General features: G+C 59.0%; 20 protein-coding genes. 9 read left to right on the top strand and 11 right to left on the bottom strand.

Going from position 1 to position 24,329, the window contains the following annotated elements:
- Positions 1 to 117: 117 nt before the first annotated feature.
- A complete protein-coding gene (locus FIV05_RS10370) occupies positions 118 to 1,146 on the bottom strand; it encodes a LacI family DNA-binding transcriptional regulator (RefSeq protein WP_173013820.1) in 1,029 nt (342 codons plus the stop codon).
- A gap of 244 nt (positions 1,147 to 1,390) precedes the next feature.
- Positions 1,391 to 2,521 (bottom strand): porin, encoded by a 1,131-nt coding sequence (locus tag FIV05_RS10365; protein WP_023003600.1) that lies wholly within the window; start codon positions 2,519 to 2,521, stop codon positions 1,391 to 1,393.
- 728 nt (positions 2,522 to 3,249) lie between these two features.
- Here FIV05_RS10365 and FIV05_RS10360 point away from each other — a divergent pair.
- Together FIV05_RS10360 and FIV05_RS10355 are read left to right on the top strand one after the other, a co-directional pair.
- A complete protein-coding gene (locus FIV05_RS10360; protein WP_023003602.1) occupies positions 3,250 to 3,672 on the top strand; it encodes a MucR family transcriptional regulator in 423 nt (140 codons plus the stop codon).
- A gap of 56 nt (positions 3,673 to 3,728) precedes the next feature.
- Positions 3,729 to 3,989: a hypothetical protein gene (locus FIV05_RS10355; protein ID WP_152509507.1), complete on the top strand. Its 261-nt coding sequence runs from the start codon at positions 3,729 to 3,731 to the stop codon at positions 3,987 to 3,989.
- A 33-nt stretch (positions 3,990 to 4,022) separates the two neighbouring features.
- Here the strand turns inward: FIV05_RS10355 and FIV05_RS10350 are convergent, their stop codons facing one another.
- A complete protein-coding gene (locus FIV05_RS10350; protein ID WP_209009928.1) occupies positions 4,023 to 5,936 on the bottom strand; it encodes a S8 family peptidase in 1,914 nt (637 codons plus the stop codon).
- Between the two features lie 168 nt (positions 5,937 to 6,104).
- Between FIV05_RS10350 and FIV05_RS10345 the strand changes: the two genes are divergently transcribed.
- The 3 genes from FIV05_RS10345 to FIV05_RS10335 all read left to right on the top strand — a co-directional run bounded on the left by FIV05_RS10345 (position 6,105) and on the right by FIV05_RS10335 (position 9,636).
- A complete protein-coding gene (locus tag FIV05_RS10345; RefSeq protein ID WP_152509505.1) occupies positions 6,105 to 8,075 on the top strand; it encodes a PAS-domain containing protein in 1,971 nt (656 codons plus the stop codon).
- 152 nt (positions 8,076 to 8,227) lie between these two features.
- Positions 8,228 to 8,950, top strand: a complete 723-nt coding sequence (locus FIV05_RS10340) for a response regulator transcription factor (protein WP_023003610.1) — start codon at positions 8,228 to 8,230, stop codon at positions 8,948 to 8,950.
- Complete coding sequence (locus tag FIV05_RS10335; RefSeq protein ID WP_152509504.1) at positions 8,947 to 9,636, top strand: hypothetical protein; 690 nt, start codon at positions 8,947 to 8,949, stop codon at positions 9,634 to 9,636. The genes FIV05_RS10340 and FIV05_RS10335 overlap by 4 nt, the downstream gene beginning before the upstream one ends.
- Before the next feature lie 81 nt (positions 9,637 to 9,717).
- Here the strand turns inward: FIV05_RS10335 and FIV05_RS10330 are convergent, their stop codons facing one another.
- From FIV05_RS10330 to FIV05_RS10320, 3 genes are all read right to left on the bottom strand, one after another.
- Positions 9,718 to 12,384, bottom strand: a complete 2,667-nt coding sequence (locus FIV05_RS10330) for a TRAP transporter large permease subunit (protein ID WP_152509503.1) — start codon at positions 12,382 to 12,384, stop codon at positions 9,718 to 9,720.
- Between the two features lie 21 nt (positions 12,385 to 12,405).
- Positions 12,406 to 13,440: a TRAP transporter small permease subunit gene (locus FIV05_RS10325; protein ID WP_152509502.1), complete on the bottom strand. Its 1,035-nt coding sequence runs from the start codon at positions 13,438 to 13,440 to the stop codon at positions 12,406 to 12,408.
- A gap of 75 nt (positions 13,441 to 13,515) precedes the next feature.
- Positions 13,516 to 14,616 (bottom strand): TRAP transporter substrate-binding protein, encoded by a 1,101-nt coding sequence (locus FIV05_RS10320; RefSeq protein WP_077291725.1) that lies wholly within the window; start codon positions 14,614 to 14,616, stop codon positions 13,516 to 13,518.
- A gap of 189 nt (positions 14,617 to 14,805) precedes the next feature.
- Here FIV05_RS10320 and FIV05_RS10315 point away from each other — a divergent pair, with 189 nt between their 5' ends.
- The 3 genes from FIV05_RS10315 (at position 14,806) to FIV05_RS10305 (ending at position 17,684) form a co-directional block, all read left to right on the top strand.
- Complete coding sequence (locus tag FIV05_RS10315; protein WP_152509501.1) at positions 14,806 to 16,167, top strand: cache domain-containing protein; 1,362 nt, start codon at positions 14,806 to 14,808, stop codon at positions 16,165 to 16,167.
- 7 nt (positions 16,168 to 16,174) lie between these two features.
- Positions 16,175 to 16,843 (top strand): response regulator transcription factor, encoded by a 669-nt coding sequence (locus tag FIV05_RS10310; RefSeq protein ID WP_055661261.1) that lies wholly within the window; start codon positions 16,175 to 16,177, stop codon positions 16,841 to 16,843.
- A gap of 82 nt (positions 16,844 to 16,925) precedes the next feature.
- On the top strand, positions 16,926 to 17,684 hold the full coding sequence (locus FIV05_RS10305; protein WP_152509500.1) for a gamma-glutamyl-gamma-aminobutyrate hydrolase family protein: 759 nt from the start codon (positions 16,926 to 16,928) through the stop codon (positions 17,682 to 17,684).
- On the opposite strand, the gene FIV05_RS10300 is transcribed toward FIV05_RS10305, so the two are convergent.
- Entirely contained in the window at positions 17,685 to 19,619 is a 1,935-nt protein-coding gene (locus FIV05_RS10300) for a DUF1007 family protein (RefSeq protein WP_286202283.1), read from the bottom strand. It abuts the gene before it with no gap.
- Positions 19,620 to 19,859: 240 nt separating this feature from the next.
- Here FIV05_RS10300 and FIV05_RS10295 point away from each other — a divergent pair, with 240 nt between their 5' ends.
- A complete protein-coding gene (locus FIV05_RS10295; RefSeq protein WP_152509498.1) occupies positions 19,860 to 20,933 on the top strand; it encodes a Glu/Leu/Phe/Val dehydrogenase dimerization domain-containing protein in 1,074 nt (357 codons plus the stop codon).
- A 143-nt stretch (positions 20,934 to 21,076) separates the two neighbouring features.
- On the opposite strand, the gene FIV05_RS10290 is transcribed toward FIV05_RS10295, so the two are convergent.
- The 4 genes from FIV05_RS10290 to FIV05_RS10275 all read right to left on the bottom strand — a co-directional run bounded on the left by FIV05_RS10290 (position 21,077) and on the right by FIV05_RS10275 (position 24,325).
- Complete coding sequence (locus FIV05_RS10290) at positions 21,077 to 21,616, bottom strand: TetR/AcrR family transcriptional regulator (protein ID WP_152509497.1); 540 nt, start codon at positions 21,614 to 21,616, stop codon at positions 21,077 to 21,079.
- 196 nt (positions 21,617 to 21,812) lie between these two features.
- Entirely contained in the window at positions 21,813 to 22,712 is a 900-nt protein-coding gene (locus FIV05_RS10285) for a LysR family transcriptional regulator (protein ID WP_152509496.1), read from the bottom strand.
- Between the two features lie 98 nt (positions 22,713 to 22,810).
- Entirely contained in the window at positions 22,811 to 23,311 is a 501-nt protein-coding gene (locus tag FIV05_RS10280; protein ID WP_152509495.1) for a DUF2937 family protein, read from the bottom strand.
- A 36-nt stretch (positions 23,312 to 23,347) separates the two neighbouring features.
- The gene (locus FIV05_RS10275) at positions 23,348 to 24,325 is read right to left on the bottom strand and encodes a WD40 repeat domain-containing protein (RefSeq protein WP_152509494.1); all 978 of its coding nucleotides are present in this window, start codon (positions 24,323 to 24,325) and stop codon (positions 23,348 to 23,350) included.
- Between the last annotated feature and the right edge of the window lie 4 nt (positions 24,326 to 24,329).

Below are 24,329 nucleotides of genomic sequence, written 5' to 3'. Positions count from 1 at the left end.
CGAAGAAGGACGCTGTCCCAACCCGTTGAAAATCAGGCTAGGACGGCGGATTTTCAGCAATATGTTTCAATCGTGTCGAATTGTTTCATTTGCGCTGCATGTGCGAATGGCTGATGCCTAGACCAGCTCGACTGCACTCTTGCGAACCACCAGCCAGGGCTCCAGTTGAACGCTGCCATTGTCCGGCTTTGCACCACCCAGCAGGTTGAGCAACAGTTTCGCAGCCTGCTCGCCAACTGCCCGGCGAGGCTGGTGGATTGTTGTCAGTGGCGGCACGAAATGGCCGGCAATGTCGATGTCGTCAAACCCCACAACCGAAACATCTTGCGGCACACGGATGCCGGCTTCACTCAGGAATGAGATGAAGCCGAAGGCGGACCGGTCGCTGGCACAAAAGACGGCGGTCGGCCGGTTCGGCAGGTCCAGCCAGGCCTTTGCGGCCCTGACCCCGGCTTCCAGCGTGTAGTCCCCCTCGAAGATCCAGGCAGTGGCCGGATCGTGACCCGCACCGCCCAACGTGGCCCGGAATCCGTCGAGCCGGTCCCTTCCCGGCTTGTGCGACAGGAGGCCCGTAACGTGACCGATATTGGAGTGCTTCAGTTCAAGGAGGTGCGACACTGCCAGATCCGCCCCCATCAGATTGTCGACCACGGCGATTGGCACCGCCGGATCGTCGCTCCATTCGCCGGCCAGCACGATGGGCGGGGACTTGGGATTGGAAGATCTGATTCGGGAAATCGAGAAATGCCCGTCCAGGATAACGATCCCGTCGCAATTGTTCTTGCTGAAATAGTCACTCAGACTCGAATGCGACATGGACGGCTTGCGCGTGTCGGCAATCAACACTTTCAGCTGTCTTTCAGCGCAGACCGTCTCAATGCCCTGGAGAATGTTCGAAAAGTGGGAATTGCCGATGTCCGGAACGAGCGCAACGATCGTTCCCGTGTCCCGGCGGCGGAGATTGCGCGCGGCATGATTGAGGACGTAGCCGGTCTTTTCGACCGCTTCCGACACACGGCGCCGGGTTTCCGCGGATACCCTGTCGGGCGTCGTCAAAACGCGGCTGACAGTTGCCGTCGACACATTGGCGGCGCGGGCGACGTCCTGAACCGTCGGATTTTTCTTTTTGTATTCGGACTTTGGCATTCCACGAATGTTAGCCGAGAACATTCTGGCGCCGCACGTCTTTTCAATTGGAGAGGCAAAGAATTTTCAGTCGCACCGGCTCGGTGTTGCCGCGGAAACCACAGCACAGCAAAGCAGACACGGCGCTTTTCCTCTCGGCGACTGCGGGTGCCCCTAAAACGGGGGAGGCCCGGCAGTTTGGAGTCTGCCGGGCCGATTGACTGACTGGAGGTCATTTTTAGTCAGTCAGAGTCTAACCGTAAGATTAGAAGGTGCGCTGCATCCGAACACCGAAGAGGAGTTCGTCCTGGTCACCCTGGGTGTCGATGTCGGTGTTTGCATAACCAACGTCTGCGCCCATGACGAAGCCGGAGACCGGCTCCCACTGAACCGAACCGTCGATTGCGTAACGGGTTACGTCGTTCAGGCCAGTTGCGGCGTCGATGTCGGCATAGGAACCGTCAAGCGCGAGGCCGATCGTGGAAGTTGCCTGGATGTAGGCACCAGCAGACAGCGAGTAACCGGTGGAGGTGTCGTCGCCGTTGTAGTCGGCTACGCCGTCATACGTGGTGATGTAGGACAGTGCGCCATCAGCGTAGAAGCCCTGGAAGAAGATGTTCGAACCGGAGTTGAGCATCGGCAGGTTGATGGCAGCACCACCACCGACTGCCCAACCCAGGGAGTCTTCACCACCATTGTTGGTGCGGTTGGCGGCTGCATCCGGGTAAACCTGGTGCAGGGCACCGGACAGCTGTGCAGAACCCCAGCCCTGGGAAACGCCGAGAGCGGCAACGAAGTCCGGAGCACGGGTCCCGCCGTAATCACCATATTCACGATCGGAACGGTCTTCCAGAGCGATGGTCGCGGAGAAGCCGTTGCCGAAAGCAGCGGTGTAGGCAATCTGGTTGGACGTTACGTCGGACCAGTCACGATCCACGACACCGACAAAGGCCTGACCGGTGAAGATGTCGAAGTTCGAGGTCAGACGACCAGCTGTCAGACCGCCCCACTGGATGTAGGCGTTTTCCAGCGTGGTGCTGTTTTCGCCGTTGGTAACGGTGGAGTAGATGGACACGTAGGTGCGCAGGGTACCGAATTCGGTAGCCGTGCGAGCGTCCAGGTACAGGTAGCCGCGAGACAGCCAGGAGTAGCCGTCGGAGTCACGGTCACTGAAGGCACCGTCTTCCAGAACGTTGTTGACGACAACCTGGGTACGAACACGGCCGCCAACGCGGAGGCAGGTTTCGGTGCCCGGGATGTAGTAGAAGCGCGCGCCGTATGCGTCACAAACGCGAACATAGTCGACCGGCTCCGGAGCGACCGGAAGGTCAGCCGCCTGGGCGGTGGTTGCAGCAGCAGCTGCGGCCGCGCCGAGCATCAAACTCTTGAGTTTCATTACATTACTCCAGTTTCAAATTCAGTCGGAAGGCTGAAGGAACGGATTCGAATACTTTAACGCGACCCCTTCAAACTAACCTTTAGACTACCAACAACAAGCATTTACTTGCACCCCGTTGGCCGTCTCCGCATCAAAAAGCCAGTTCCGACGTCGGAATTCAAGCCAGAATTTTTCTCTGGCGCACATTGGCATTTGGAGTCATATTTTTGCAACACATTGATAATCCATCATTTTTTACAGTTTTTCACTTTTTCATTTTTGCCCTTGAACTCCCGAAACCGCATCCCCATATCCCCTGCCCTCGCACTACTTTAAATACTTTGTGTTTATTTGCTCTGTTTTTCTTGGATTTGCTTTTGCTGCAGATGCGAACTTCATGACTACACTGTTCAGTTTACAGATTTGAAAAGCAAGATTTTCTATAGAGAAGAAATAGCGTTTTCGATTTTGTCCATTTTTCCTGCGGTTTTCAGCGTTTTTTGGAACAACCAGAATTTTTAGTCCAGTATTTCTTGAGAACTACAGTTGAGATTGCTCCAATGGAAAACTCCCCGGTTTCCGAAATCGGCGAAATTTCCTCATACATTTTTTTATTTGATAAAAATGTGATCGCTACTTGAAAAGCGAAGTCGTAAAACAAATCTATTTGGCACGGTTTGCCTGCGCGCCCGGCACCGCCCCGCCCACGGCCCTCTCCAGTCCCCAATTTCGGAAAAGGAACTCCCATGGCTGAACCAGAAGAAGGCGAGAGCTTCGATTCGCCGAACCTGATGGCGCTCACCGCGGGAATTGTTTCCAACTACGTGACGAACAACCCGGTCCCGCAGCAGGATCTGATCGAGTTGATTCTGGATGTCCACGTTGCCCTGGAAACCGCGACCAACAACACCCCGACCGTATTCAGGGCTCCCCTCGTGCCGGCTGTGCCTATAAAGCACTCGGTCACACCGGAGTTCATCGTCTGTCTCGAGGACGGCAAGAAATTCAAGTTTCTGACGCGCCACCTGAAGACGAAGTTCAACCTGACTCCCGCCGAGTATCGGCGCAAATGGGGCCTGAGCGCGGATTACCCGATGGTTGCACCAAACTACGCGCAAAAACGGGCCGAGATGGCCAAGGCAGCAAAACTGGGGCATCGGAAACGCTGACCCGGTTTTGAAGACCGGCAGCGCAGTGCTATATTCCAGGTATGGACTTCAGGCAGATGAAACTCAGCCCGCAGGCGCGCAAGGCGATCATGAGAAACGATCCCTCGGCGCAAATAAAGGCTATGGTCGAACTTGCACCGGGCAAGACCCCGGACGATCTGGCTTTGCGCACCAACAGCGCGGGCGCTCCTGAATTGTTGTCCTGGAGCCCTCAAAGCCACCTGATGACTTTGCTCGTCACCGCAGAAAACCTCAACTCTCTCGCTGAGGATACCGCTGTCACCTATATCCAGGTCGGCGGTGCGATGCGGCGCTAACGACGCCGCATCCTGTTTTTCACATCAAAAAGCTCAAATCACGGCATCGGTGCGCCCCGGCTGATCGGGATCGCGCAGCAGCCGCAGAGCACGCGCCGCGTTCACCCGGCCAAAGCCCCAGGCAACATCGAACCCCGGTATGCCATCCGGATTGTCCGACGTCGCCATCAGGATGTTTGCGATCTGGGGCGCCGACAAGGAGCGCGCTTCCTGAAACAGCAGGGCAACGATACCGGCAACATGCGGGGCAGCCATGCTGGTGCCGGATTTCAGCACCCGCATCGGGTGGACCCCGCCGTTGCCGTTGTTCCGCCCGCCTTGCGCGCAAGACGCAACAATATTTGTTCCAGGCGCGGCAACCTCTGGCTTGTTCCGATTGTCCCGTGTGGGCCCGCGGCTGGAGGAAGCAGCCGGCGAAAGTGAATAGTGGCTGTAATTGGCAACCGCAATTGCCCTGCGTGTTGTCGCCGGAGTGCCGAGCGTGCGGACAGGGTCGAAATCACCTCCCTGGAAGAAAGACTGATCGGCATAATTGTTGTCCCGGTCACGCAGATCACGCTCGATCCAGGCGTCGAACCGGCCGTTCTCTCCTTCCAGTGCCTCCAGTTTCAAGGTCCAGACACCGGACCTCAGCATCCCGAGCCCGAATGGTGCTTCCAGTTGCATGTAGATCCGCGCTTGTCCGTTCAAGCTCGAAAAGCGCTCCGAATCGATAAAGACCTCGTCCTGAAGCAGGGATTTCCCAGGGGTCACCGGTCCATACTGTGTTCCATCCGGTGCTGTCAGTGTCACGGCAAACCTGTCGACACTCGAATACCAGATCTCCAGCTCGCTCGACGTCCTGTCCGTTCCGGTCTGGGTGATGGTGCCATCCGGCAAAGGCATGCCGCCACCCGTTTTCCAGCGCAGTTCCCGGCTTTCGCCCGTCTTGATGTTTCCGGCGGCATGCCCATGCCAGACATGTTCATTTCCCGCCGCGCTCACGAACGCCCGCCCCAAAGGCTCCAGCAGACGGTCGATCGCCCTTTCGACAAGGCTCTCCCCATCATGGCTACCGCCATTCTGCCCGAGGCTCATGTTGATGACACAGGGCATGTCGAGCGCATCCGCCTTGCCCATGATGTAGGCAACTGCATCGACCACGTGGCTAGAATCGGTAAATGTGCCGGACCCGTCGCGCGTATCCGGCTGAACAAAAATCAGCGTGGCTTCGGGCGCCGCTCCAAGATGCGCGCCCTCTGCGAAGTCGGAATCATGCGATCTGCCATTGCCAGCCGCGATTCCCGCAACATGTGTGCCGTGCGAAGCCGCATCCGGCCTGTGCCGGACAATGCTGAACGGATCAGACGCATTCAGCGCCTGGTCAATCTGGTTGGCCCCATACTCCACGCCATAGGCGAAATCGTCCGGCGCGCTCTCGCCCGGACGGGCGTCGAGGCGCTGGTCCCAGAGAAAGGCCAGCCTTGTGGTGCCGTCCGCTTTGCGGAAATCGTCGAGCGTGAAATCCATTCCGTAATCGATGATGCCCACCAGAACACCAGCCCCTGTGCGGCCCGGAACACCGGTACTGCCCTGATGGACCGTGTTCGCCCTGGTTTCGGCAAGGGAGGTTTCGAGCATCGGAAACCAGCGCCGCCCGGCTTCGACAGTTTCCACCGAAGGATGCGCATGCAGCTCCACCAGCCTGTTCATCGGAAGCGAGACGGAATAGATCTTCCCGGCCACATGTACCCAATGAAAGTCAGCAAAGGCCGCGGGCGGTTGATCCGCCTGCAGTTCGACCAGAACGCGCCGGACCTCCCCAAGCGGCGGCGACACAGCCGAAGTGCTCTCCAGGGACGCGGGAGCGGACGGAAAGGTGTCGAGGGCGGTTTCGTCGTCAAATGATTTCAGTTCTGCCTCGGCCGCATACCGGCGCAGCCTCGGGTCAAGTTTCTTTAATTGCATGGATCCCTCCATCGCAGGAAAAACAAAGTCAAAAATACTTGGCCAGCATATCATGAAAGGCGAAGTTTTTCGGCCTGCACGTGGCCCTCGTCGGGTCTTGTCGGCAAGGACTGCCATTCTCTTCTCGGATGAATGGTCAAACCTGCTTTTCGGGCTTACTCTCACCCCATGGAGGAGACACAACAGCTCAAGACGCAGCTCGATTTGATGCAGGCGGCGCTTGACCACATCAATCAGGGCTTCTCGGCCTTCGACGCCGATCTCAGGCTTGTCGCGTGGAATCGGGGCCTTTGGGAAATGCTTGATTTTCCTCAGGAACTGGCTCGTCGCGGCACGCATCTGGAAGCGTTCCTGCGAGTCAACGCCGAGCGCGGCGAATATGGCCCCGGCGATATCGAAGGCAAGATCCAGCGCCGGCTGGAACGGGCCAAGCTGTTCGAGCCGCATTATTTCGAACGCATCCGCCCAAATGGCCAGGTGATCGCCGTTTCAGGCACCCCCCTGCCGAAGGGAGGGTTCGTCACAACCTATTCCGACGTCACAGAGGATCGCCGCCGGCAGGAAAAGCTGGAACGAACGGTGGAAGAGCGCACACGGGCACTGCAGCAGTCGGAAGACTGGCTCCGTCTGGTGACGGACAACATCCCTGCCCTGATTGCCTATCTGTCTCCCGGCCCCGTCTTCCGCTTCGCCAACCGCCGCTACGCCGACTGGTTCGGCCACTCGGTTGCCTCGATCGCGGGACGGCCGGCACCGGAAGTGGTTGGCGAGGAGCTGTTCAAGGAGCTGGAACCCCATATCAACCGTTCCTTTGAAGGCAATGCCGTCAGCTACGAATATCAGCGCAATCGTTCCGACGGCAGTACCGCCTACATGCGTTCGACCCTCATTCCGGACATGACCAAGGACGGCAGGACCCTGGGCATTTTTGTGCTGTCGCTCGATGCCACCGACCAGAAGCAGGCGGAAGCAGCGCTTGTACAATCCCAGCGCATGGATGCCGTCGGCAAGCTCACCGGCGGGCTCGCCCACGACTTCAACAACCTGCTTGCGATCCTGATGGGCAATCTTCTGTCTCTCGGGCGTATGGAAACGCCGCTCGATCGGGAAACCCTCGACAGCAAGCTGTCACCAATGCTCGAAGCGACCAAGCGCGGCTCGGATCTGATCCAGCGCCTGCTTGCCTTCAGCCGTGGCAAGGCGATCGATCCCCAGAATGTGTCGCTTGCCAAGGTCATCGCCAGTGCCGGCCGGTTGCTGGAAGGCTCCCTGCCGCCTTCGGTCGACGTGACGATTACCGCTCAGGACAAGGAAATCGGCGCTTGCATCGACCCGACGCAGATGGAAACAGCGCTGATCAACCTGGCCTTCAACGCACGCGATGCCATGCCGGAAGGCGGCACGCTGACCATCACTTTGGATGCATGCGAGTTGGACACCCGCGAAGCCGATGACCTGAGCATTCCATCCGGCAGGTTTGCGCGTATCACCGTCGGCGACACTGGCGGCGGCATGGATCCGGACACGCAACTGCGTGTCTTCGAACCCTTTTTCACCACCAAGAACTTCGGCACCGGCAGCGGGCTCGGCCTGTCCATGGTCTATGGTTTCATTCGCCAGTCAGGCGGCGCGATCCATATCTCCAGCGCCCTGGGCGTCGGCACCTATCTGACCCTTTATCTGCCGTATCAGCGTATCACGCCAACCACTGGCCGGGACGCGGACGAGGGCGAAACGCTCCCCTTGAAACCGGGGCAGGGTGAACTTCTGCTTCTGGTGGAAGATGACCCGGACGTTGCCAACACGGTGACGGACCAGTTGCAGAACCTCGGATACGCGGTGCTGAGAGCCGAAAACGCGGAAGACGCCCGGAGCCTGGCGCTGGACCTTCCCGAATTGCGAGGAGTGCTGAGTGACATCATCATGCCAGGGCAGATCAATGGTCTGGCCCTCGCGCGCGAAATTCAGCAGAAGCGTCAAGATCTGGGCATTGCACTGATGTCCGGTTACGCCGACTGGTCTGACCTTGCAGGACAGGAATGCGCCTGCGAATTTCCGGTCTTGGCGAAACCCTTCGCAGATGCTCAACTTGCAGACACCCTGCAAAAGATTCTCAGCCCCACACCAGATCCGGCCTGAAGGTTATGCAAAGAGAATTGCGATTGACCCATCTGGTCTGGTCCCGAGCCCCTTTCCAATTTGCCGGTCTCAGTTGCCAGGCTTTTCCGCTCAAACGATCCCACAGACGGATCGAAATCAGTAACCCTTGATCTAGGACACAGGAACGCGCCTTGCAGACACGCTCCCTCCAGGCAACCAAACGCACGGTTTTCATCGTCGACGACGAACCGGAAATCGGCAACTTGCTGCTGGATGCCCTTCTCCAGTTCGAGATGGAAGGCAAGGTGTTTTCCACGGCCTCACAGATGCTGATCGCACTCGGCCTGGAAACACCGGATGCCTGCATCGTCGATCTCGGCCTGCCTGATATGGAGGGCATGGCGCTCATCAACGAGATCAGACGCCGGTCATCAGTGCCGATCATCGTTCTGTCGGCGCGCGGACATTCCACCGACCGTGTCATGGGGCTGGAACTTGGCGCGGATGATTACGTGGTCAAACCATTTGACCCGCGCGAAGTGGTTGCGCGCATCCGCTCCATTCTGCGTCGCTCGTCCGACCAGGCACCGGTGAAGGCCAGCGTCGACTGCGCCCGGTTCGAAGGCTGGACCTACCAGCCCGCCTCCCATTGCCTGACCTCTCCGGAAGGCGAGGAAACATTTCTGTCCACCGGAGAGGCCACGTTGCTGGAAGCTTTGCTGAGAGCCCCCAAGCGCGTGCTGTCGCGAGACTACCTGCTTGAACATGGCGGCCGTGACGAGAGCCTCGACAGGTCCATCGATGTACGCATTTCGCGCATCCGCAAGAAGCTCAACCGCAAGAACGAGCCCGCCCACATTCGCACCATCTACGGTTCCGGCTACATGCTGGCCTGTGATGTGAAGTGGTCATGAGCAACTCCGCACAGGAACTCCGAAAACTCGACGAAGGGGTCTGGACGCTCGACACCACCTTTACCAGGCTCGGCTGCAAGGGCAGCCTTCGCATGACCGTTCTGGAAACCGCCGCCGGACTGGTGCTCCACTCTCCGGTGGCACTGGACCAGGGTGTCAGGAACACCCTCCGCAGCCTTGGCGAAATCGCGGTACTCTTTGCACCGAACCTGTTCCATCACATGTATCTGCGCGCCGCACAGGACCATTTTCCAAATGCCCGTGTACTTGTTCCCAAAGGGCTTGAACGGAAGATCGGCAAGATCGCCAACTCGGAAATTGTCACTGATAAAACAGTCGTGGCTGATGGAGAAATCGAGCATGCGACACTGAGCGGGCACGACTTGAACGAAACGGTTCTCTTTCACCGGCGTTCGGGCACGCTGGTAACGGCTGACCTGCTCTATAACTATCAGCCGGAACACAATTTCACCGAAAAACTGTTCTTCAGGGCAATCGGATGCTACGGCGCGCCGGGCGTGGCCTTCTATCACCGCTACGCGATCCGCGACAAATCCGGCATCGCCCCCTTTCAGGAAGCTGTTGGCAGCTGGCCCGTGAAACGGATCGTCATGTGTCATGGCCGCATTATTGAAGCGCCCGAAGCCGCCGGTATTTTCACGTCCGCCTGGCAGCGCTTCGCCTGACTTCCGCAAGACCAGTCAGACAACTAAAAAAGGGCTGTCCACCGGGACAGCCCTTTTTGCATCTTGGAAAGCTTCTGAAGATCAGAAGCTCAGGGAAATATCCCGATGCCCGGAAAGACATCCGGCAACATCCAGAGCCATATCCGTCGGCAAACGGTTCTGGGCTCTCACACCGATATTGGCTGCCACGGCGTCATCGAAGGTTTCCAGCTGCGGCAGGATTTCCTCGGCCCCTTTGCGGCGCCAGGCAAGATCCGCATCCAGAGCCGCAATCGACTTGTCGATTTCAGCAACAGCTTCTTCCGCGTTCGGCTGACGGCTGCGCATGATCTTGCGGGCTTCGTTCAGGCCATCGCGAATGTCGCTCGTGCCTTCCGCGTCTCCAACCCGCGAACGCATGGCCGAAATCGCGTCTTCGGCCGCTTCCGGCTCAAGCGTCGGCACTTCGGCCTTCAGGGCTTCGAGTTCCGGTTTGAAGCTTGCAACAAGATCAGCACCGTTGAGGATCGCCTTCAGCTCCGCGATCGGCTCGTAAGCCTGATCGACAGTCCGACGATAGGTCATCCTGGCCACATCCTCTGCCTTCTGGATCTTGGCGAAGGTTGTGTAGGTATCCTGCCAATCGGACGGGATCTGAGCCATCAGGGCTTCATGCCGGGCTTTCAGCTCGTCGATACGAGCCTGGGCACGTTCACCTTGTGCAGCCGTGTAGATGCCGGTTTCTCCCGACCGGTCAACGATGACCTGAAGGTCGGCAATCCGGTCATCAAGACGGCGGGCATCGCGTTCGATGGCACGAACCTGCGTGTGCACCGGTTTATAGGCACCCGCTGCTGCTGCAACTTCGACCTCCGCCGCATGGATAGCTTCCATCTGCGGCATGGCTTCCTTCGCCTTTTCCAGACCGTCCATGACATCATCGCGCAGATCTTCCGGCAGATAGCTCATGTCGATGGATTCGACCGACTGGATTGCCGACAGGATCTTGTCGCCGTTCTGCTGGAAGTCCTCGTAGATGAGAGTCTCCATGCAGTACTGCAGACGCGGGTTCTTTGGCGGCGGAGCTGTCTCGGACAGCAGCGACGAGCGGTTCGGCAGATAGTTCACAAGCTGCGGATAGAGCCCGACGATGCCGAGCGCCAGCAACTGCAGGCAGATGAACGCAACCACGCCCTTGTACATGTCCAGCGTCTTGACCACGGCCGGAGCAACGCCGCGCAGATAGAACAGCGCGAAGCCGAAGGGCGGTGTCAGGAACGAGGTCTGGATGTTGAGACCGATCATCACGCCAAGCCACACGGCGGTGACGTTTGCTTCCGGATCGGCAAGCAGGATCGGCGCAACGATCGGCACCACCACGACGGCGATCTCGATGAAATCGAGGAAGAAGCCGAGGATGAAGATCACGAGCATCACGATCAGGAACTGAGCCCAGAACCCGCCCGGCAATCCTTGCAGGAAGTTCTTGACCAGCTCTTCCCCGCCGAAGGCACGGAAGGCAGAGGTCAGCATGGCAGCGCCGAGAAGAATGATGAACACCAGCGCGGTGGTCTTGGCGGTTTCCACCATCACCCCCCGCAGGGTGTCTTCGAACTTCAGCGTGCGCCAACCGGACCAAAGGACCGCGATCAGCAGCAGCGAAACGGCGATGATTGCCAGCACCAGGGCGAGAACATCGTCGCTGGTCTGGATCAGCTTGATGTTGACCGAGCCGAAGAAACTCACAACCACGGCCAGACCCAGCAAGGCCAGAATGGCCAGGATCGCCGGGCTGTAGGCTCCGCGCTTGCCGTCACGAAGACGATAACCGGCCATGACCATCGCGCCGACGGCACCGATGGCGCCGGCCTGGTTCACGGTAGCAACACCGGCGATGATCGAACCAAGCACCAGGAAGATCAGGGCCAGCGGCGGCACAAGGGTCAGAACAACCTTGCCTGCGAACGCACGCGTGAAGGTGCCTTCTTCATGGACTGCCGGAGCTGCTTTCGGGTTCAACAGCGCGAAACCCAGAATGAACAGCATGTAGAGGCCAACCAGCACAAGACCCGGCAGGAAGGCACCCAGGAACATTTCGCCCGCACTGGTCGAAACGACAGAGTAGTCCGACGGCATCGACAGTTCGCCGGTGCTCGCCTTGTAAAGTGTCTGGCGCAGCGAACCGGCCTGATCGACCGCGCTGGCGAGCTGGTCGGCCAGAATGATCAGAACGATCGACGGCGGAATGATCTGCCCCAGTGTCCCGGAAGCGGCAATCGTTCCCGTTGCCAGCGGCACCGAATACTTGTTGCGCAGCATGGCCGGCAGCGAGATCAGGCCCATGGCGACGACGGTTGCGCCGACGATGCCCGTGGTGGCTGCCAGAAGAGCACCCACGAAAACCACGGAAATACCGAGACCACCCGGCACAGGGCCGAACAGCCGTGCCATCGTCACCAGCAGGTCTTCAGCGATCTTGGACCGTTGAAGCATGATGCCCATGAAGACGAACAGCGGAATGGCTATGAGCGTATCTCGCTCGGCCTCCCAGTAGATGCCACGGAAGTTCGTCACCCCCGCGCTGAGCCACTGGCTTGGGCCACCGTGAGAGAAATACGCGCCGGGGTCGCCGGCGAACAGGTAGCCCGATCCGGCAGCGATGCCGATGGTCAGGATGGCCGATCCGGGGAGCGCGAAGGCGACGGGGAAACCCGACCCAAGCGCAATCGCCATCAGGACGACCAGGAGAAGAAGGAAGAAAAGTTCCATATCAAGCGGTCTCGTCAGGCTCTATTGAACAGTGTGGCTGTCATGATCCCGGCCACCCGGTTCGCCGCGAATATCGGCAACCGCGTCCAGGAAATAGGCCACGAACTGGATCATCATGGAAACGGCGAACACGCCCAGGAAACCCGCCATGAGATATTTCACGTAAAGACCGAAGCCGGCCTGCGTGGTCTCATAGGTCAGGATCGGACTGTTGATGATGTTCTGCTTGCCGCCCATGCCGATGACCAGGATGACGGTACAAAGGCTGATGCCGAGCACAACGGAACCGACCGCGTTGACGATGCCCTTGGCTTTCGAGGACAGGCCCGCATAGAAGATGTCGACCCGAACATGCCCTTCTTCAAGCAGCGTGTAGGCACTGGCGAACAGGAACAGCGCCGCGTACCAGAACCGGACAAGATCGGCGAGGAAGGCCTGCTCGTAGGAGAAGACGAAACGGCCGATCACGATCATCAGTTCAGCGGCAACCACCAGAAGCGCAAGCCAGGTGAAGCCGAGCGTGCGGGTGAAGGCTGCGATCACGAAAGAAAGCGCGATCAGCGGCATGTGCACATAAGGGCCCCGGAACTGAGATTTGCCGAGATCGTCGGCAAGCGCCTGCCCGACGACATCGGGCAGGAAGCCCTCGATGCGCAGGAACGAGATCGCGCTGTCGACCAGCCCGACGATCAGCACCGCGAAGAAGCAGGCCCTGATGAGATAGGCGTTGATGTTGGTGACCCGGACGCTGTCTTCACGCAGCGTGTTTTCGTTCGTCCGCACGTAGCCGAAGGCCAACAGGACAAACGCCGCATAGAGCGCCAATTGCAACCAGGACCAGAGAATCGGCATGGATCCATTGGCCGCGCCGCCGAAAATGGGCGCAATGCCTGGAAGGTCTTGCCAATAGGTCAGGTAGTTGTTGAGCAGAAACGCCGTCATGATCGCCAATACGATCCAGCCGCACAGGCGGAAGAAGCGGGCGCTCTCCGGCGAGGCTTTACCACCGGAATTCATAACAGGCGAGCCGTCTTGAACATTGTCCAAGGCCGTCATCGTGGCTGTGCCTTTTTATCTTTGTCTAAGAAGAAGGGACGGGATTTCTCCCGCCCCTTTTATTTGCTCAACCGATTACTTCGGAATGCCGAGGTAACGGTTACGCTTGTTGCTGTAGGCAATGTCGGCGATCGCCATGTAGCTGCCGATTTCCTGACGTGCGTTGATGACGCTCTCGAAGATCTTCTTGGACAGCGGGGAATGATCCATCGCTTCTTCCAGGACTTCCTGAGCGGCTTCACCGAAGCTGTCGTAGATCTCGTCGGAGAACTCACGCAGCTCAACGCCGTGCTCGTTGATCAGGCGGGTCAGGTACTTACCGTTGTTGGCGTTGGTTTCAGCCATCGTGTTGGAGTTTTCTTCCGCACACGCTGCAACGATGATCTGCTGATCGACCTTGTCGAGGCTATCCCAGAATGCCTTGTTCATGCCCAGAGCAAGCATGGCGCCCGGCTCGTGCATGCCCGGATAGTAGTAGTACTTGGCAGCTTCGTAGAACTTCATGAAGTAGTCGTTGAACGGACCAACCCACTCGGTTGCATCGATCGCGCCGGAAACAAGGTTTTCGTAGATCTGGCCACCCGGCAGGGACACCGGAGACGCGCCGAGTTTCGCCATGACGTCGCCGCCCTGACCCGGAATACGCATCTTCAGACCCTTCAGGTCGTCAGCGGTTTCGATTTCCTTGTTGAACCAGCCGCCCATCTGGACACCGGTGTTGCCCATGGCGAAGTTCTTCAGGCCGAATTCACCAGCCAGCTCATCCCACAGTTCCTGGCCGCCGCCGTACTTGATCCAGGCGTCCATTTCAGCCTGGGTCAGACCGAACGGCACGGCAGTGAATGCTGCCCAGCCCGGATGCTTGCCTTTCCAGTAGTAATCGGCGCCGATGTAGGCCTGCGCGTTACCGGAAGCGACTTCGTCGAAGGAGTCAAAGGCACCAACGCGTTCGCCAGCGGCGAAATACTGAACGTTGAGGCGACCTGCGGTCAGCTCTGCAATACGGGCTGCGAGGCGCTGTGCGGGAATACCGAGACCCGGAAAGTCGCGCGGCCATGTGGACACGATGACCATTTCCTTGGTGCCCTGCGCAATTGCCGGAGCAGCCAGCAAGGATCCAGCGGCGACACCGCCGGCACCAATACCAGCCTTTTTGATAAACGAACGACGATCCATTAGTTTCCTCCCTAATCGGACCCGATTTCGGACCGGGTACACACTTGCACCGATCTCGAGGTATGTCTAGTTGACCGAGTGTCTGAAGCGCTATTCGTGGTTCTGCGCAGCTTCTCAGTAATACTACCGAGAACCACGCAAGAGAGATAATCGTTTGCCGCATGTTCGCGCAACAAGAGAGCAAAATTCGTGACCTTCAAGACCAAATTGCTGCTCATCACGATCCTGCCATTGATCGCCGTCTCCGTACTCATCGGTGCGGCCACCTACTATCAGTCTCGGGAACTGATCAACACGCAGACCCAGGCAGTGGAACAGCGCATCCTGTCCTCCAAGCGCCAGGAAATCCGGAACTACGTCAGTCTTGCTCTCACCTCGATCGAGCAGATCTACAAGGAAGAACCCGGAGGTCGCGAAGCCGCCCAGCAAAAGGTCAGGATGATCCTGCAGCATCTGACCTTCGACTACGACGGCTATTTCTTCGTTTACACGCTCGACGGCACCAACCTGGTCCATCCCAAGCTGCCGCACCTCGTGGGGGGAAACTGGTGGCAGCTCCAGGATGACAACGGCGACTACGTCATCCGCAACCTGATCGAGGCGGCCCAGAACGGCGGCGGCTTCCACCAGTATGTCTGGCACAAGCCCTCCACAGGCACGGTCGAGGAAAAGCTCGGCTACGCGATCCTGCTCGACAAGTGGGGCTGGATGCTTGGCACCGGCCTTTACACCGATGACATCGCCCGCGAGGTCACCGCGATCCGCACCGACTTTGCCCGCTCCATTCGGCAGACACTGTTCGTCACCTTCATGATCACGCTTGCGGCCATCGTCATTGCGGGTTTCCTCATCGCCGGTGTGCGGTTCTCCGAACAGCGCTTTGCCGACACCAAGCTGAAAGAGCTGACCAACCGGATCTTCCAGGTGCAGGAACAGGAGCGCAAACGCGTTTCCACTGAACTGCACGACAGTATCTCCCAACTTCTGGTGTCCGTGCGCTATGGCGTCGAAATGATCCATAGCGAGGCTAACCGGGATCCGGATCTTCAGGTGCAGGCAGCCAAATGCCTCAAGACGCTGGACGGAACCATTGCCGAGGTCCGGCGGATATCGCGAGATCTCAGACCCAGTGTCCTTGATGACATGGGCCTTGCGGCTGCGCTCGGCAGTCTCGGCAAGGAGTTCCAGAACCAGTCGGGCATCACCGTCAACGTTCAGGCGGAGCAATGCCACGCCCGCTTGTCGGAAGGTGCCAAGACCGCCCTCTACCGTGTGGTTCAGGAATGCATGACCAATGTTGCGCGCCATTCCCACGCCAGCGAGGTCGCGATTTCCCTCAAGGTCGGCATGCAGCAGCTTGTGCTCTCGGTGGAAGACAATGGCGTCGGCCTCCCCCGCCCGCTGCCGAAATCCGGCGGCCTCGGCTTCCGCAACATGCGCGAGCGGATCGAAACCTACGGTGGCCGGTTAACCCTGAGCAGACGTGCTTCCGGCGGAACCCGTATTAAAGTCCAGATGCCGCTCGACAATGCGGCGGCAAAAGCGGCATGATGCAAAGATGACAGTGCATTCACCTTCACCCCGGTCATTTACCAGGCCCATCCGCGTTCTTCTGGCAGACGACCATGAGCTGGTTCGGGACGGTATCCGGGCCCGGCTGCAAAAGGTGGCCGATCTGGAAGTGGTCGGTGAAGCAACAAACGGCCGCGATGCCCTGACACTCGCCCGTGACCTGCGCCCCGACGTTCTCCTGATGGATGTGTCCATGCCGGTCATGAACGGGCTGGAAGCGGCGACCCAGATGCGCAAGACGCTGCCTGAAATCGCGGTACTGATCCTGTCGGTCTACGACAACCCGGAGTATGTGCGCGGTGTCGTCCAGGCAGGTGCCCGCGGCTACATCCTGAAGGATATCTCCGCAGCCGAGATGATTACTGCGATCACCAGTGTTGCCAATGGCGGGTACTATTTCTCCTCCGCGGTCGGCCCGACGCTGGTTGGTGCCGGCACATCCGCACCGGTGGAAGACCCATACGGGCTGACCGATCGGGAGCGCCAGGTGCTGACGGCCATTGCCAAAGGCCAGCCCAACAAGGAAGTCGCCAAAGAACTGGGCATCAGCGTGCGCACCGTCGAATCCCACCGCCTGAACCTGCGGGAAAAGGTCGGCAACAAGAATGCCGCTCAGCTCTACAAGGTCGCGCAGGATCTGGGATTGCTGGACTGATCCGGCTCGGCTAAATCTGTTTGGGTCCACACCTTGGCCAAACACTTCCGGAGACACGGGTCTCCCATCTGACAGGCATGAAATGACCAAACCACTCGTCCTGGTAACCGCCGATGTGAAAACCATCGAGGGCTACAACTGGCACGCCGCGACCTCAACCTATCTGCAGGCCGTGCTGAAAGGCTCCGATGCCATCCCGATGATCCTGCCGTCCCTGGGGGCGGATCTGGACCTGGACGCAGCTCTGGACCAGGTCGACGGAGTGTTGGCGACCGGGTCCCGGTCCAACGTCAATCCGGAACTTTACGGCGAAGTGCCGACGGAAGAGAACGGTCCATACGATCCGTCCCGCGATTCCACGACACTGCCGCTGCTTAAGCGCGCAGTCGAACGCGGCATTCCCGTCTTTGCCATCTGCCGCGGAATGCAGGAATTGAATGTTGCCCTTGGCGGTACGCTACTGACCGAGATCCAGTCCCTTGACGGGCGTGCCGATCACCGCGCGCCGACATCCGAACGACAAGACGAACGTTTCCGGATTGCCCATCCGGTGGAAGTCGCCGAAGGCAGCTGTCTGGCGGCCGTTGTCGGCAACGAGCCTTTCGAGGTGAATTCGCTCCACCGCCAGGCTGTCGGCAGGCTGGGCAATGGCATGATCGCGGAAGCGGAAGCCGAAGACGGGACCATCGAAGCAGCCTCCGTCAAGGATAGTGCCGGCTACGTCCTCGCGACCCAGTGGCACCCGGAATACTGGGTGTCGACGGACGGCCCGTCGAAAAAGCTGTTTGCCGCTTTCGGTGATGCCGTCCGGGCTTATCGCGTCAAGCGCCTGGGTTTGTAATCAGCCCCAGCCGAGCGTTGCGATCAGCAGCGTGAGCCCCAGCAGGAAGACGATGGCTGCCCCGACGATTTCGATCGTCCGGTGAACCTTCACCGCCATCGGACTGCCTTCGCCGAAAAGCCGCACGGCAAGTTCCTTGGCCCCGACTGCCATGCCCGCCAGCAGCGAGACGGTTATGCCGGTGCCAACCGCCATCGCCAGGGTGGAAGCGATGCCGGCTGCGATCATGCCTTGCGAAAGAGCAAAGACCAGCACCACCAGCGCGCCGGTACAGGGCCGAAGACCAACTGCAAAAATGATCGATACGGCCCGGGCAAGAGTAATCTTGCCCTGAAGCATGTCTGGTGTCGGGGCATGGGCATGACCGCATGTGGCGCACACGCCGTCAGAGCCGATCTCGTGATGGTGATGGTCATGGTGGTGATGATCGTGGCCATGATGATGGTGGTGGTCATCGTGACTATGGCCATGACCGTGATGACCGGCAGCCGGAGCGCCCGCGAGCGCGAGCTGGGAACCTGACAGACGGGACGCCACATTCATGGCCAGCGGACGAAGGGCTTTCTGCCACAACAGCCAGCCGCCCAGACCGGTGATCAGCACATAGGATCCGATCTCGAACCACCGCGCCGTATCCTGTATCGCGATGCTGGTGAGATTGAAAACGACGGCCAGACCTCCAACCAGAAGGATCGCGGTCACGGCCTGTGCGAACGCCGAGGCAAAGGAGAGAAAAATACCCTTGCGAAGGGTCTCGTTGTTGGCAACCACGTAGGACGTGATGATGGCCTTGCCATGCCCCGGCCCTGCTGCGTGGAAGATGCCATACGCGAAGGAAAGCCCCATCAGCAGCCAGGCCGCATGCGGGTTGTTGCGGAAGGCCCTGAGACTGGCGACCAGCGCCTGGTAGAATTCCTTCTGCTTGACTGCAATTGTCCCGAAAACAGTATCGAGGAAACCCGCCTTCGGCGCGGCAACCGCTTCTTCTGAAGCCTTCGCCGTATCGAGTGCAGCCGTAATTGCCGCGGCAGCATCGGCGGGCGAGCTGGCAGCAGTGTCCGTGGACGTGGAAGCGGACGTGGTTCCGGGCGTTGCGGCTTCCGTAGTTCCGGACGAGGAGCTCGCGGCGGCCATTGCATCACCGCAGGCAACCAGCATCTGATTGACCTGCGAGGCAGCAACGGACTGAAGCTCGGGCGGCAGGTCACGCTGGTCTGCACCGATCTGAGCAAGTGCATAGGCTTCGGCATCATCCAGCGGTGGCGGTTCCTTGCGGCTCACACGGCAAGTGCCCGGTGCGTTTTCCGTCCCCAGCGCATCGTCCCCCGCACCAAAGCGGAAATCGACGTAATAGGTCGGATCGTAAACGTCGAGCGTGATCAAGTTCTTGGTATCGCTAGGCTGTTTGAACGGCAACGTGAAATGCAGTTCCAGCAGGTTCACATCGTCCGGCATGGAGCCGCCATTCATGCGGACATCTTCCTCCATGGCCTCAAAGTCCTCGGGCTTCATCACCCAGTAGTCCTCGAGGGGAACCTTGACCACTTCCAGCCAGTAATCCGTCGGGTCATCGAAATCGAATTCGACCCGGCTATTGTCACCAAACGTGAAATAGCCGTAATCGGCCATGCTCTCCACATTGACCTTCGCCAGTTCACTCAGCTCTTCACGGGAATAGTGACCGTCACCATCCTTGTCGAAACCCTGGATGGCGAAAGCGGAAAACGCATCATCGAAACGAAACACGTGCTGAAGCGCAATCGCCTGTCCAGCATCGTCGAATACCAGCTTGCTTCGTGCTTCGACAAAGACATGCGGGTGCGCACTGGCTCCGGCAAGAGCAGCCAACAGAAGACCCAGACCCAACAGGAAACGGCGAGAGGCCGCAGGAAGAACCTTGGCTCGAAAGGTGGAAAGCAAGCGCAACGGGATCACCCACTGATCAGATGTAATATGTTTACATGACACGCAGTGCGTTGTTTGACCAGAGAAGACGGCAGGAAGATGACCGCGACAATTTCGCGGCGCAAAACGCCCAGGGAACAATTTTCACCCTTGGAAATCAAATGAGGAATGTTTCAACTCATCCAACGTTTAAAATTAGGAGAAAAAAGACAATATTCCCGGAATGCAGCCTAAAATATTCACAACAATAACCACTGCACCGAGCCAGCCATGAACGCCTTGCATAAATCAGTTCACCACAGTGCCGTTTTCGATCATCCGGAGATGGGCGATCACGAAGACATCGTTTTTGTCCAGGACAAGGCCACCGGCCTGAAGGCAATCATCGCCGTCCACGACACCACGCTCGGCCCGGCACTTGGTGGTTGCCGTGTCTGGCCCTACGAGAACCCGGCGGATGCGCTGACGGATGCTCTGCGCCTGTCCCGCGGCATGACCTACAAGAACTCTCTGGCAGGCCTTGATCTCGGCGGCGGCAAGGCCGTCATCATTGCCGACCCCCGCAAGGACAAGTCCGAAGCCCTGATGGAGGCGTTCGGCCGCCATGTGGATCGCTTGTCCGGCACCTACATCACCGCAGAAGACGTCGGCGTGTCGCCGGACGACATGGAAGCCGTCGCCCGCCAGACCGCCCATGTGCGCGGCACCAAGGCAACCGGCCTCGGCGACCCGTCGCCCTATACGGCTCTCGGTGTCTTCGAAGGTATCAAGGCGTCCGCAAAATTTGTCTACGGCAGCAGCGATCTGTCCGGCAAGACCGTTTCCGTGCAGGGCCTTGGCCATGTCGGCTTTGACGTCGCCCGCCAGCTTCACCAAGCCGGCGCAAGGCTCATCGTTTCTGACATTCACGCACCGGCCGTACTGCGCGCCATTGATGCGTTCGGCGCCACCGCGGTGGATCCGGCTGAAGCACACATGGTCGAGGCAGACATCTTTGTGCCCTGTGCGCTTGGCGCAGGTCTCAACGCCCGCACGGTTCCGCAAATCCAGGCCAGGATCGTAGCTGGTGCTGCTAACAACCAGTTGCAGACCCCGGCGGACGGCGTAGCGCTGAAAAAGCGCGGCATCCTCTATGCTCCGGATTATGCAATCAACGCCGGTGGCGTGATTTCCATCGCGCTGGCGACCGCAAACAGCGGCGACAACGTGGTCCGCGACAAAACCATCGCGATCGGCGAAACCCTGGCAAAGATCTACGATCGGGCCGCTCTAGAGAACACCACCCCGGAACATGTGGCAGACACAATGGCGGAAGAGCGTCTGGCGAAAGCAAAGGCTGCCTGACAGCACTTCTGACGACTGACAAGACGGCGGCCAGGAGCCGCCGTTGACGGCCCTGCCCCGCTTACCGGCTTTGTGTGGTCGGCACGAAGTTCGGCAACGCACGCGCAAACGCCTCAAACCCAGAATGGATCAGGGATCAGGGATCAGGAAAACTGGCTCTCGTTCGAGGCTTTGAACATCTGCCTCACGAGGATTTTAGCGTCTTCAACGGCTCTTTCCCCCATTTCCGCATAACAGGCCGTGACGCCTTCATGCAGGAGGTAAAGACGCGAGGCAAAGCTTTCCTGTCCGCTCAATTCACCAAAGAAACGCAGAAGCTCGCCTTTGTGGCGCTTGACCATCGCCGCTATTTCGGTGCTGCCGGGATTTGCTGCAAGCGCCTGGCGAAACAGGCACTCCTTGCCCGCTGTCATGCGCATCCAGCCACCCAGCTTGTCAAAAAGCTGAACGGCCGCCTCAAGCCCGGGCAACGTCACGCCTTCGCGAACATAGGAGAGGTAGCGCCGATGCCGGTATTCAAGGGCGCCCAGAACCATCGCTTCGCGTGAGGGAAAATGACGGTAAAGCGTGCGCATGCTGACACCCGCGCCAGCTCTTAGCTCGGGAACGCTCGGTTCGGCGAAACCCCGGCTCCAGAAAACTTCTTCCAGACGAGCGGCAATATGTTCCTGCGCGTTTTCCATGAGTAAACCTTGGGATTTATACATCGGCTTTTCAAGGAAAACCTTCATCGAAACTTATTGTAAGTAATTTCCCTTAAATAACCATAGATAGAAATTTACAGATTACATTCATTTAATAAAGAAAAACGACGGGGAAATTAAAATCCTGATGCGTATTCTCAAAGGAATGGAAAATAGCTGAACCAGCTAAAAAAATTCAGCAGTCATTTTGACCTGACGAATACCATTCGACCAGAAAATCAACAAAGGCGCGCACCTTTGCGCTCAAGTGCCGACGGTGCGGATAAACTGCATGAATACCGCGCATCGGCTCCTCATAGGCCTCCAGTAGCGTAACCAGTTTGCCGTCGCGGATATCTTTTGACACAAAAAACAGCGGTGTACGAAGGAAACCGAGGTTACATAGCGCCGCTTCGCGCGCCGCGGCAGCGCTGTTGACTTCCAGCGGCCCCTTCACTGCCACCGACGAACGCTCTCCATTCGTGTAGAAGGCCCAGTTCTGTTTGTAGCGGTAGTTCGTATCGATGATGCAAGGCCGTGTGGAAAGATCGGCGGGCACATTCGGCGCCCCATAGGTCTCGATCGTTTCAGGCGTGGCGCACACCACGGTGCGAAAAGGGGCGATCTTCCGGGCGATCAGGCTGGAATCTTCCAGCTGCGTGACCCGGACCGCGAGATCGAAACCTTCTTCCACGAGATCGACGAAGCGGTCTTCCAGCCTGAGGTCCAGATTGATTTCCGGATACTTCACCAGAAAATGCATCATGGCCTGGTTCAGCAGGTCGTCGCCCATCGAACGGGGAGCCGAAACACGCAAACGGCCGCGGACTTCCTGGTGCGACGACTGAACCGAGGCTTGCAGATCATCGATCCGCTGCAGGATTTCGGCGGCTTCCTTGTAATAGGCCTCGCCGACTTCGGTGAGCGACACCTGACGGGTGGTCCGGTTCAACAGACGCACACCCAGCTCGTCTTCCAGCTCGCCGACATATTTCGAGACCAGCGCCTTGGACCGTCCCATTTCACGGGCTGCTGCGGAAAATCCGTTTGAATCGACAACTTGAATGAAGCAGCGCATCCGCGTGATTGCGTCCATCCGGCATCCTTCCCGTTGGGGCCATTCCAGAAACCCTGCTTAGCGTATTTTCCGGCGGCCGGTCAAAGGCTTCGCCAAAGGCCGGCCTGGCGGGGCGTTTAGTGCCGGGCAGGTCTGGCGCGGCGCCCAAGGCGCGCTGCGCCGATCAGCAGGCGGATGACAAGAAGCCCGCCAAGTGCTCCGACACCCGCACTGGCAAAGCCGGCCGGCGTTACCGGAATGGCCGGTTCGTAGTCTTCGGCCGTTGCCTGCGCCAGGGTTGGGTCGAAGCCACGCGCAAAGATGATCATGCGATCCAGCGGCCCGGCCGTTTCCAGCTCCTCCCGCTGCAGTTTCAGCCTGCTCAAGCGGATTTCGGCGTTCAGCATGCTGTCGCCGCGCGCTCTGATAAAGGGATCTTCCGAGGATTTCTGACGCGCTATGGCTTCTGCCGACGTCAGCCCGTAACGAGCGGCATCACGATTGAAATCGGCCAGAATTTCCTCCAGAGCGTCGATGGCCCCACCAAGTCGCTGGCGATATTGCTGTGTGAACTCCGGCAACTGGGACGTCGCGGTTCCACTCAGCAACATGACAATCAGCATCATGATACGTGCCATCGCGTGTCAGGATCTCCCTTTCCAGGTTACGGCCCGTCAGTCCTGCAGACTGATGATCCCGGCTTCCGCGGTTTCCGTTCCGAAGACCAGCCGGACTCCATCGGCATCCCAGGCCATTGTAGAGACCGGCCCCAGGCCCGGGCGCCGCAACAGCACCTCGGCATTGTCCTCGAACCGGCACATCAGGATCATGCCGTCCTGATAGCCGACAGCAACGACATCCTCCTTCGGGTGGCAGGCAACGGCGCTGACCAGGTTGTCACCCCTTGTGCCCAACTGCAGCGGTGTCTGCCCCATCGGCCCGGTTTTGCCGAAGAACGGCCAGAGGATCGCGGCATTGGCACCGGAGGTCGCCAGATATCGCCCCTTGACCGACCAGCTGAACGATTTGACCTTGGCCGGGTAGCCGGTCATGCGCATGTCCTGGCTGTCCGACAGGCGCCAGCCGTGCAACGCGTTTTCCTGCATGGCGGTAACAACATACTTGCCGTCGGGCGAAAAGCTCACGCCCAGATGCGCGCCATTCCAGCTGAGCTCGACCGGTGCGCCGTCCGTGCCGGCCCACCAGAGTGTCGCGCCATCGTAGCGCCCGACCGCCAGCCGCATGCCCTTGGGCGCGAAGGCAAGACCGCCGACCGCCCGTTCATGCGCAAATTCCTTTTCGCGCCCGTCCGCGAACCGCACCCAGGCGGTGCGGCCACTGGCAAAGGCAAGCGCACCGGACGGCCCGGCAGCGATCAGGTCGATCCACTTGCGCGGCCGTTCGGCGACGCATTCGCTCGACCCGTCCGCCGCACTCAGGAAGATGCAGCCGTCGTCACCCGATGTGATCAGCCCCTTGCCGTCGATTGTCGGTTCGGCAGCCAGAAGCCCGGCCTTGTGCGGCTTCAGTTTCGTTTCACCCTGTCCGGACAGGACGATGTCGCCTTCTCCGGATGCAAAAAAGGCCGTGTCTTTCAGATAGCCGGCGCGGACGACGAAGCCGTCCACCTCCACGGGAGCAACTGTCGGCAAGTCT

Origin of the sequence: Labrenzia sp. THAF191a (genome assembly GCF_009363335.1) — a bacterium.
GTDB classification, from domain to species: Bacteria; Pseudomonadota; Alphaproteobacteria; order Rhizobiales; family Stappiaceae; genus Roseibium; species Roseibium algicola.
Note: the sequence above shows the minus strand (reverse complement) of the source record. Positions and strands in the feature narration are given on the sequence as shown.

What these genes read in the sequence shown, in the direction of transcription:
- FIV05_RS10295 (WP_152509498.1), top strand. Translation starts at nt 19,860, where the DNA reads ATGAACGCCTTGCATAAATCAGTTCACCACAGTGCCGTTTTCGATCAT.
- FIV05_RS10330 (WP_152509503.1), bottom strand. Translation starts at nt 12,384, where the DNA reads ATGGAACTTTTCTTCCTTCTTCTCCTGGTCGTCCTGATGGCGATTGCG.
- FIV05_RS10325 (WP_152509502.1), bottom strand. Translation starts at nt 13,440, where the DNA reads ATGACGGCCTTGGACAATGTTCAAGACGGCTCGCCTGTTATGAATTCC.
- FIV05_RS10310 (WP_055661261.1), top strand. Translation starts at nt 16,175, where the DNA reads ATGACAGTGCATTCACCTTCACCCCGGTCATTTACCAGGCCCATCCGC.
- FIV05_RS10350 (WP_209009928.1), bottom strand. Translation starts at nt 5,936, where the DNA reads ATGCAATTAAAGAAACTTGACCCGAGGCTGCGCCGGTATGCGGCCGAG.
- FIV05_RS10365 (WP_023003600.1), bottom strand. Translation starts at nt 2,521, where the DNA reads ATGAAACTCAAGAGTTTGATGCTCGGCGCGGCCGCAGCTGCTGCTGCA.
- FIV05_RS10320 (WP_077291725.1), bottom strand. Translation starts at nt 14,616, where the DNA reads ATGGATCGTCGTTCGTTTATCAAAAAGGCTGGTATTGGTGCCGGCGGT.
- FIV05_RS10360 (WP_023003602.1), top strand. Translation starts at nt 3,250, where the DNA reads ATGGCTGAACCAGAAGAAGGCGAGAGCTTCGATTCGCCGAACCTGATG.
- FIV05_RS10305 (WP_152509500.1), top strand. Translation starts at nt 16,926, where the DNA reads ATGACCAAACCACTCGTCCTGGTAACCGCCGATGTGAAAACCATCGAG.
- FIV05_RS10285 (WP_152509496.1), bottom strand. Translation starts at nt 22,712, where the DNA reads ATGGACGCAATCACGCGGATGCGCTGCTTCATTCAAGTTGTCGATTCA.
- FIV05_RS10290 (WP_152509497.1), bottom strand. Translation starts at nt 21,616, where the DNA reads ATGGAAAACGCGCAGGAACATATTGCCGCTCGTCTGGAAGAAGTTTTC.
- FIV05_RS10355 (WP_152509507.1), top strand. Translation starts at nt 3,729, where the DNA reads ATGAAACTCAGCCCGCAGGCGCGCAAGGCGATCATGAGAAACGATCCC.
- FIV05_RS10370 (WP_173013820.1), bottom strand. Translation starts at nt 1,146, where the DNA reads ATGCCAAAGTCCGAATACAAAAAGAAAAATCCGACGGTTCAGGACGTC.
- FIV05_RS10335 (WP_152509504.1), top strand. Translation starts at nt 8,947, where the DNA reads ATGAGCAACTCCGCACAGGAACTCCGAAAACTCGACGAAGGGGTCTGG.
- FIV05_RS10345 (WP_152509505.1), top strand. Translation starts at nt 6,105, where the DNA reads ATGGAGGAGACACAACAGCTCAAGACGCAGCTCGATTTGATGCAGGCG.
- FIV05_RS10280 (WP_152509495.1), bottom strand. Translation starts at nt 23,311, where the DNA reads ATGGCACGTATCATGATGCTGATTGTCATGTTGCTGAGTGGAACCGCG.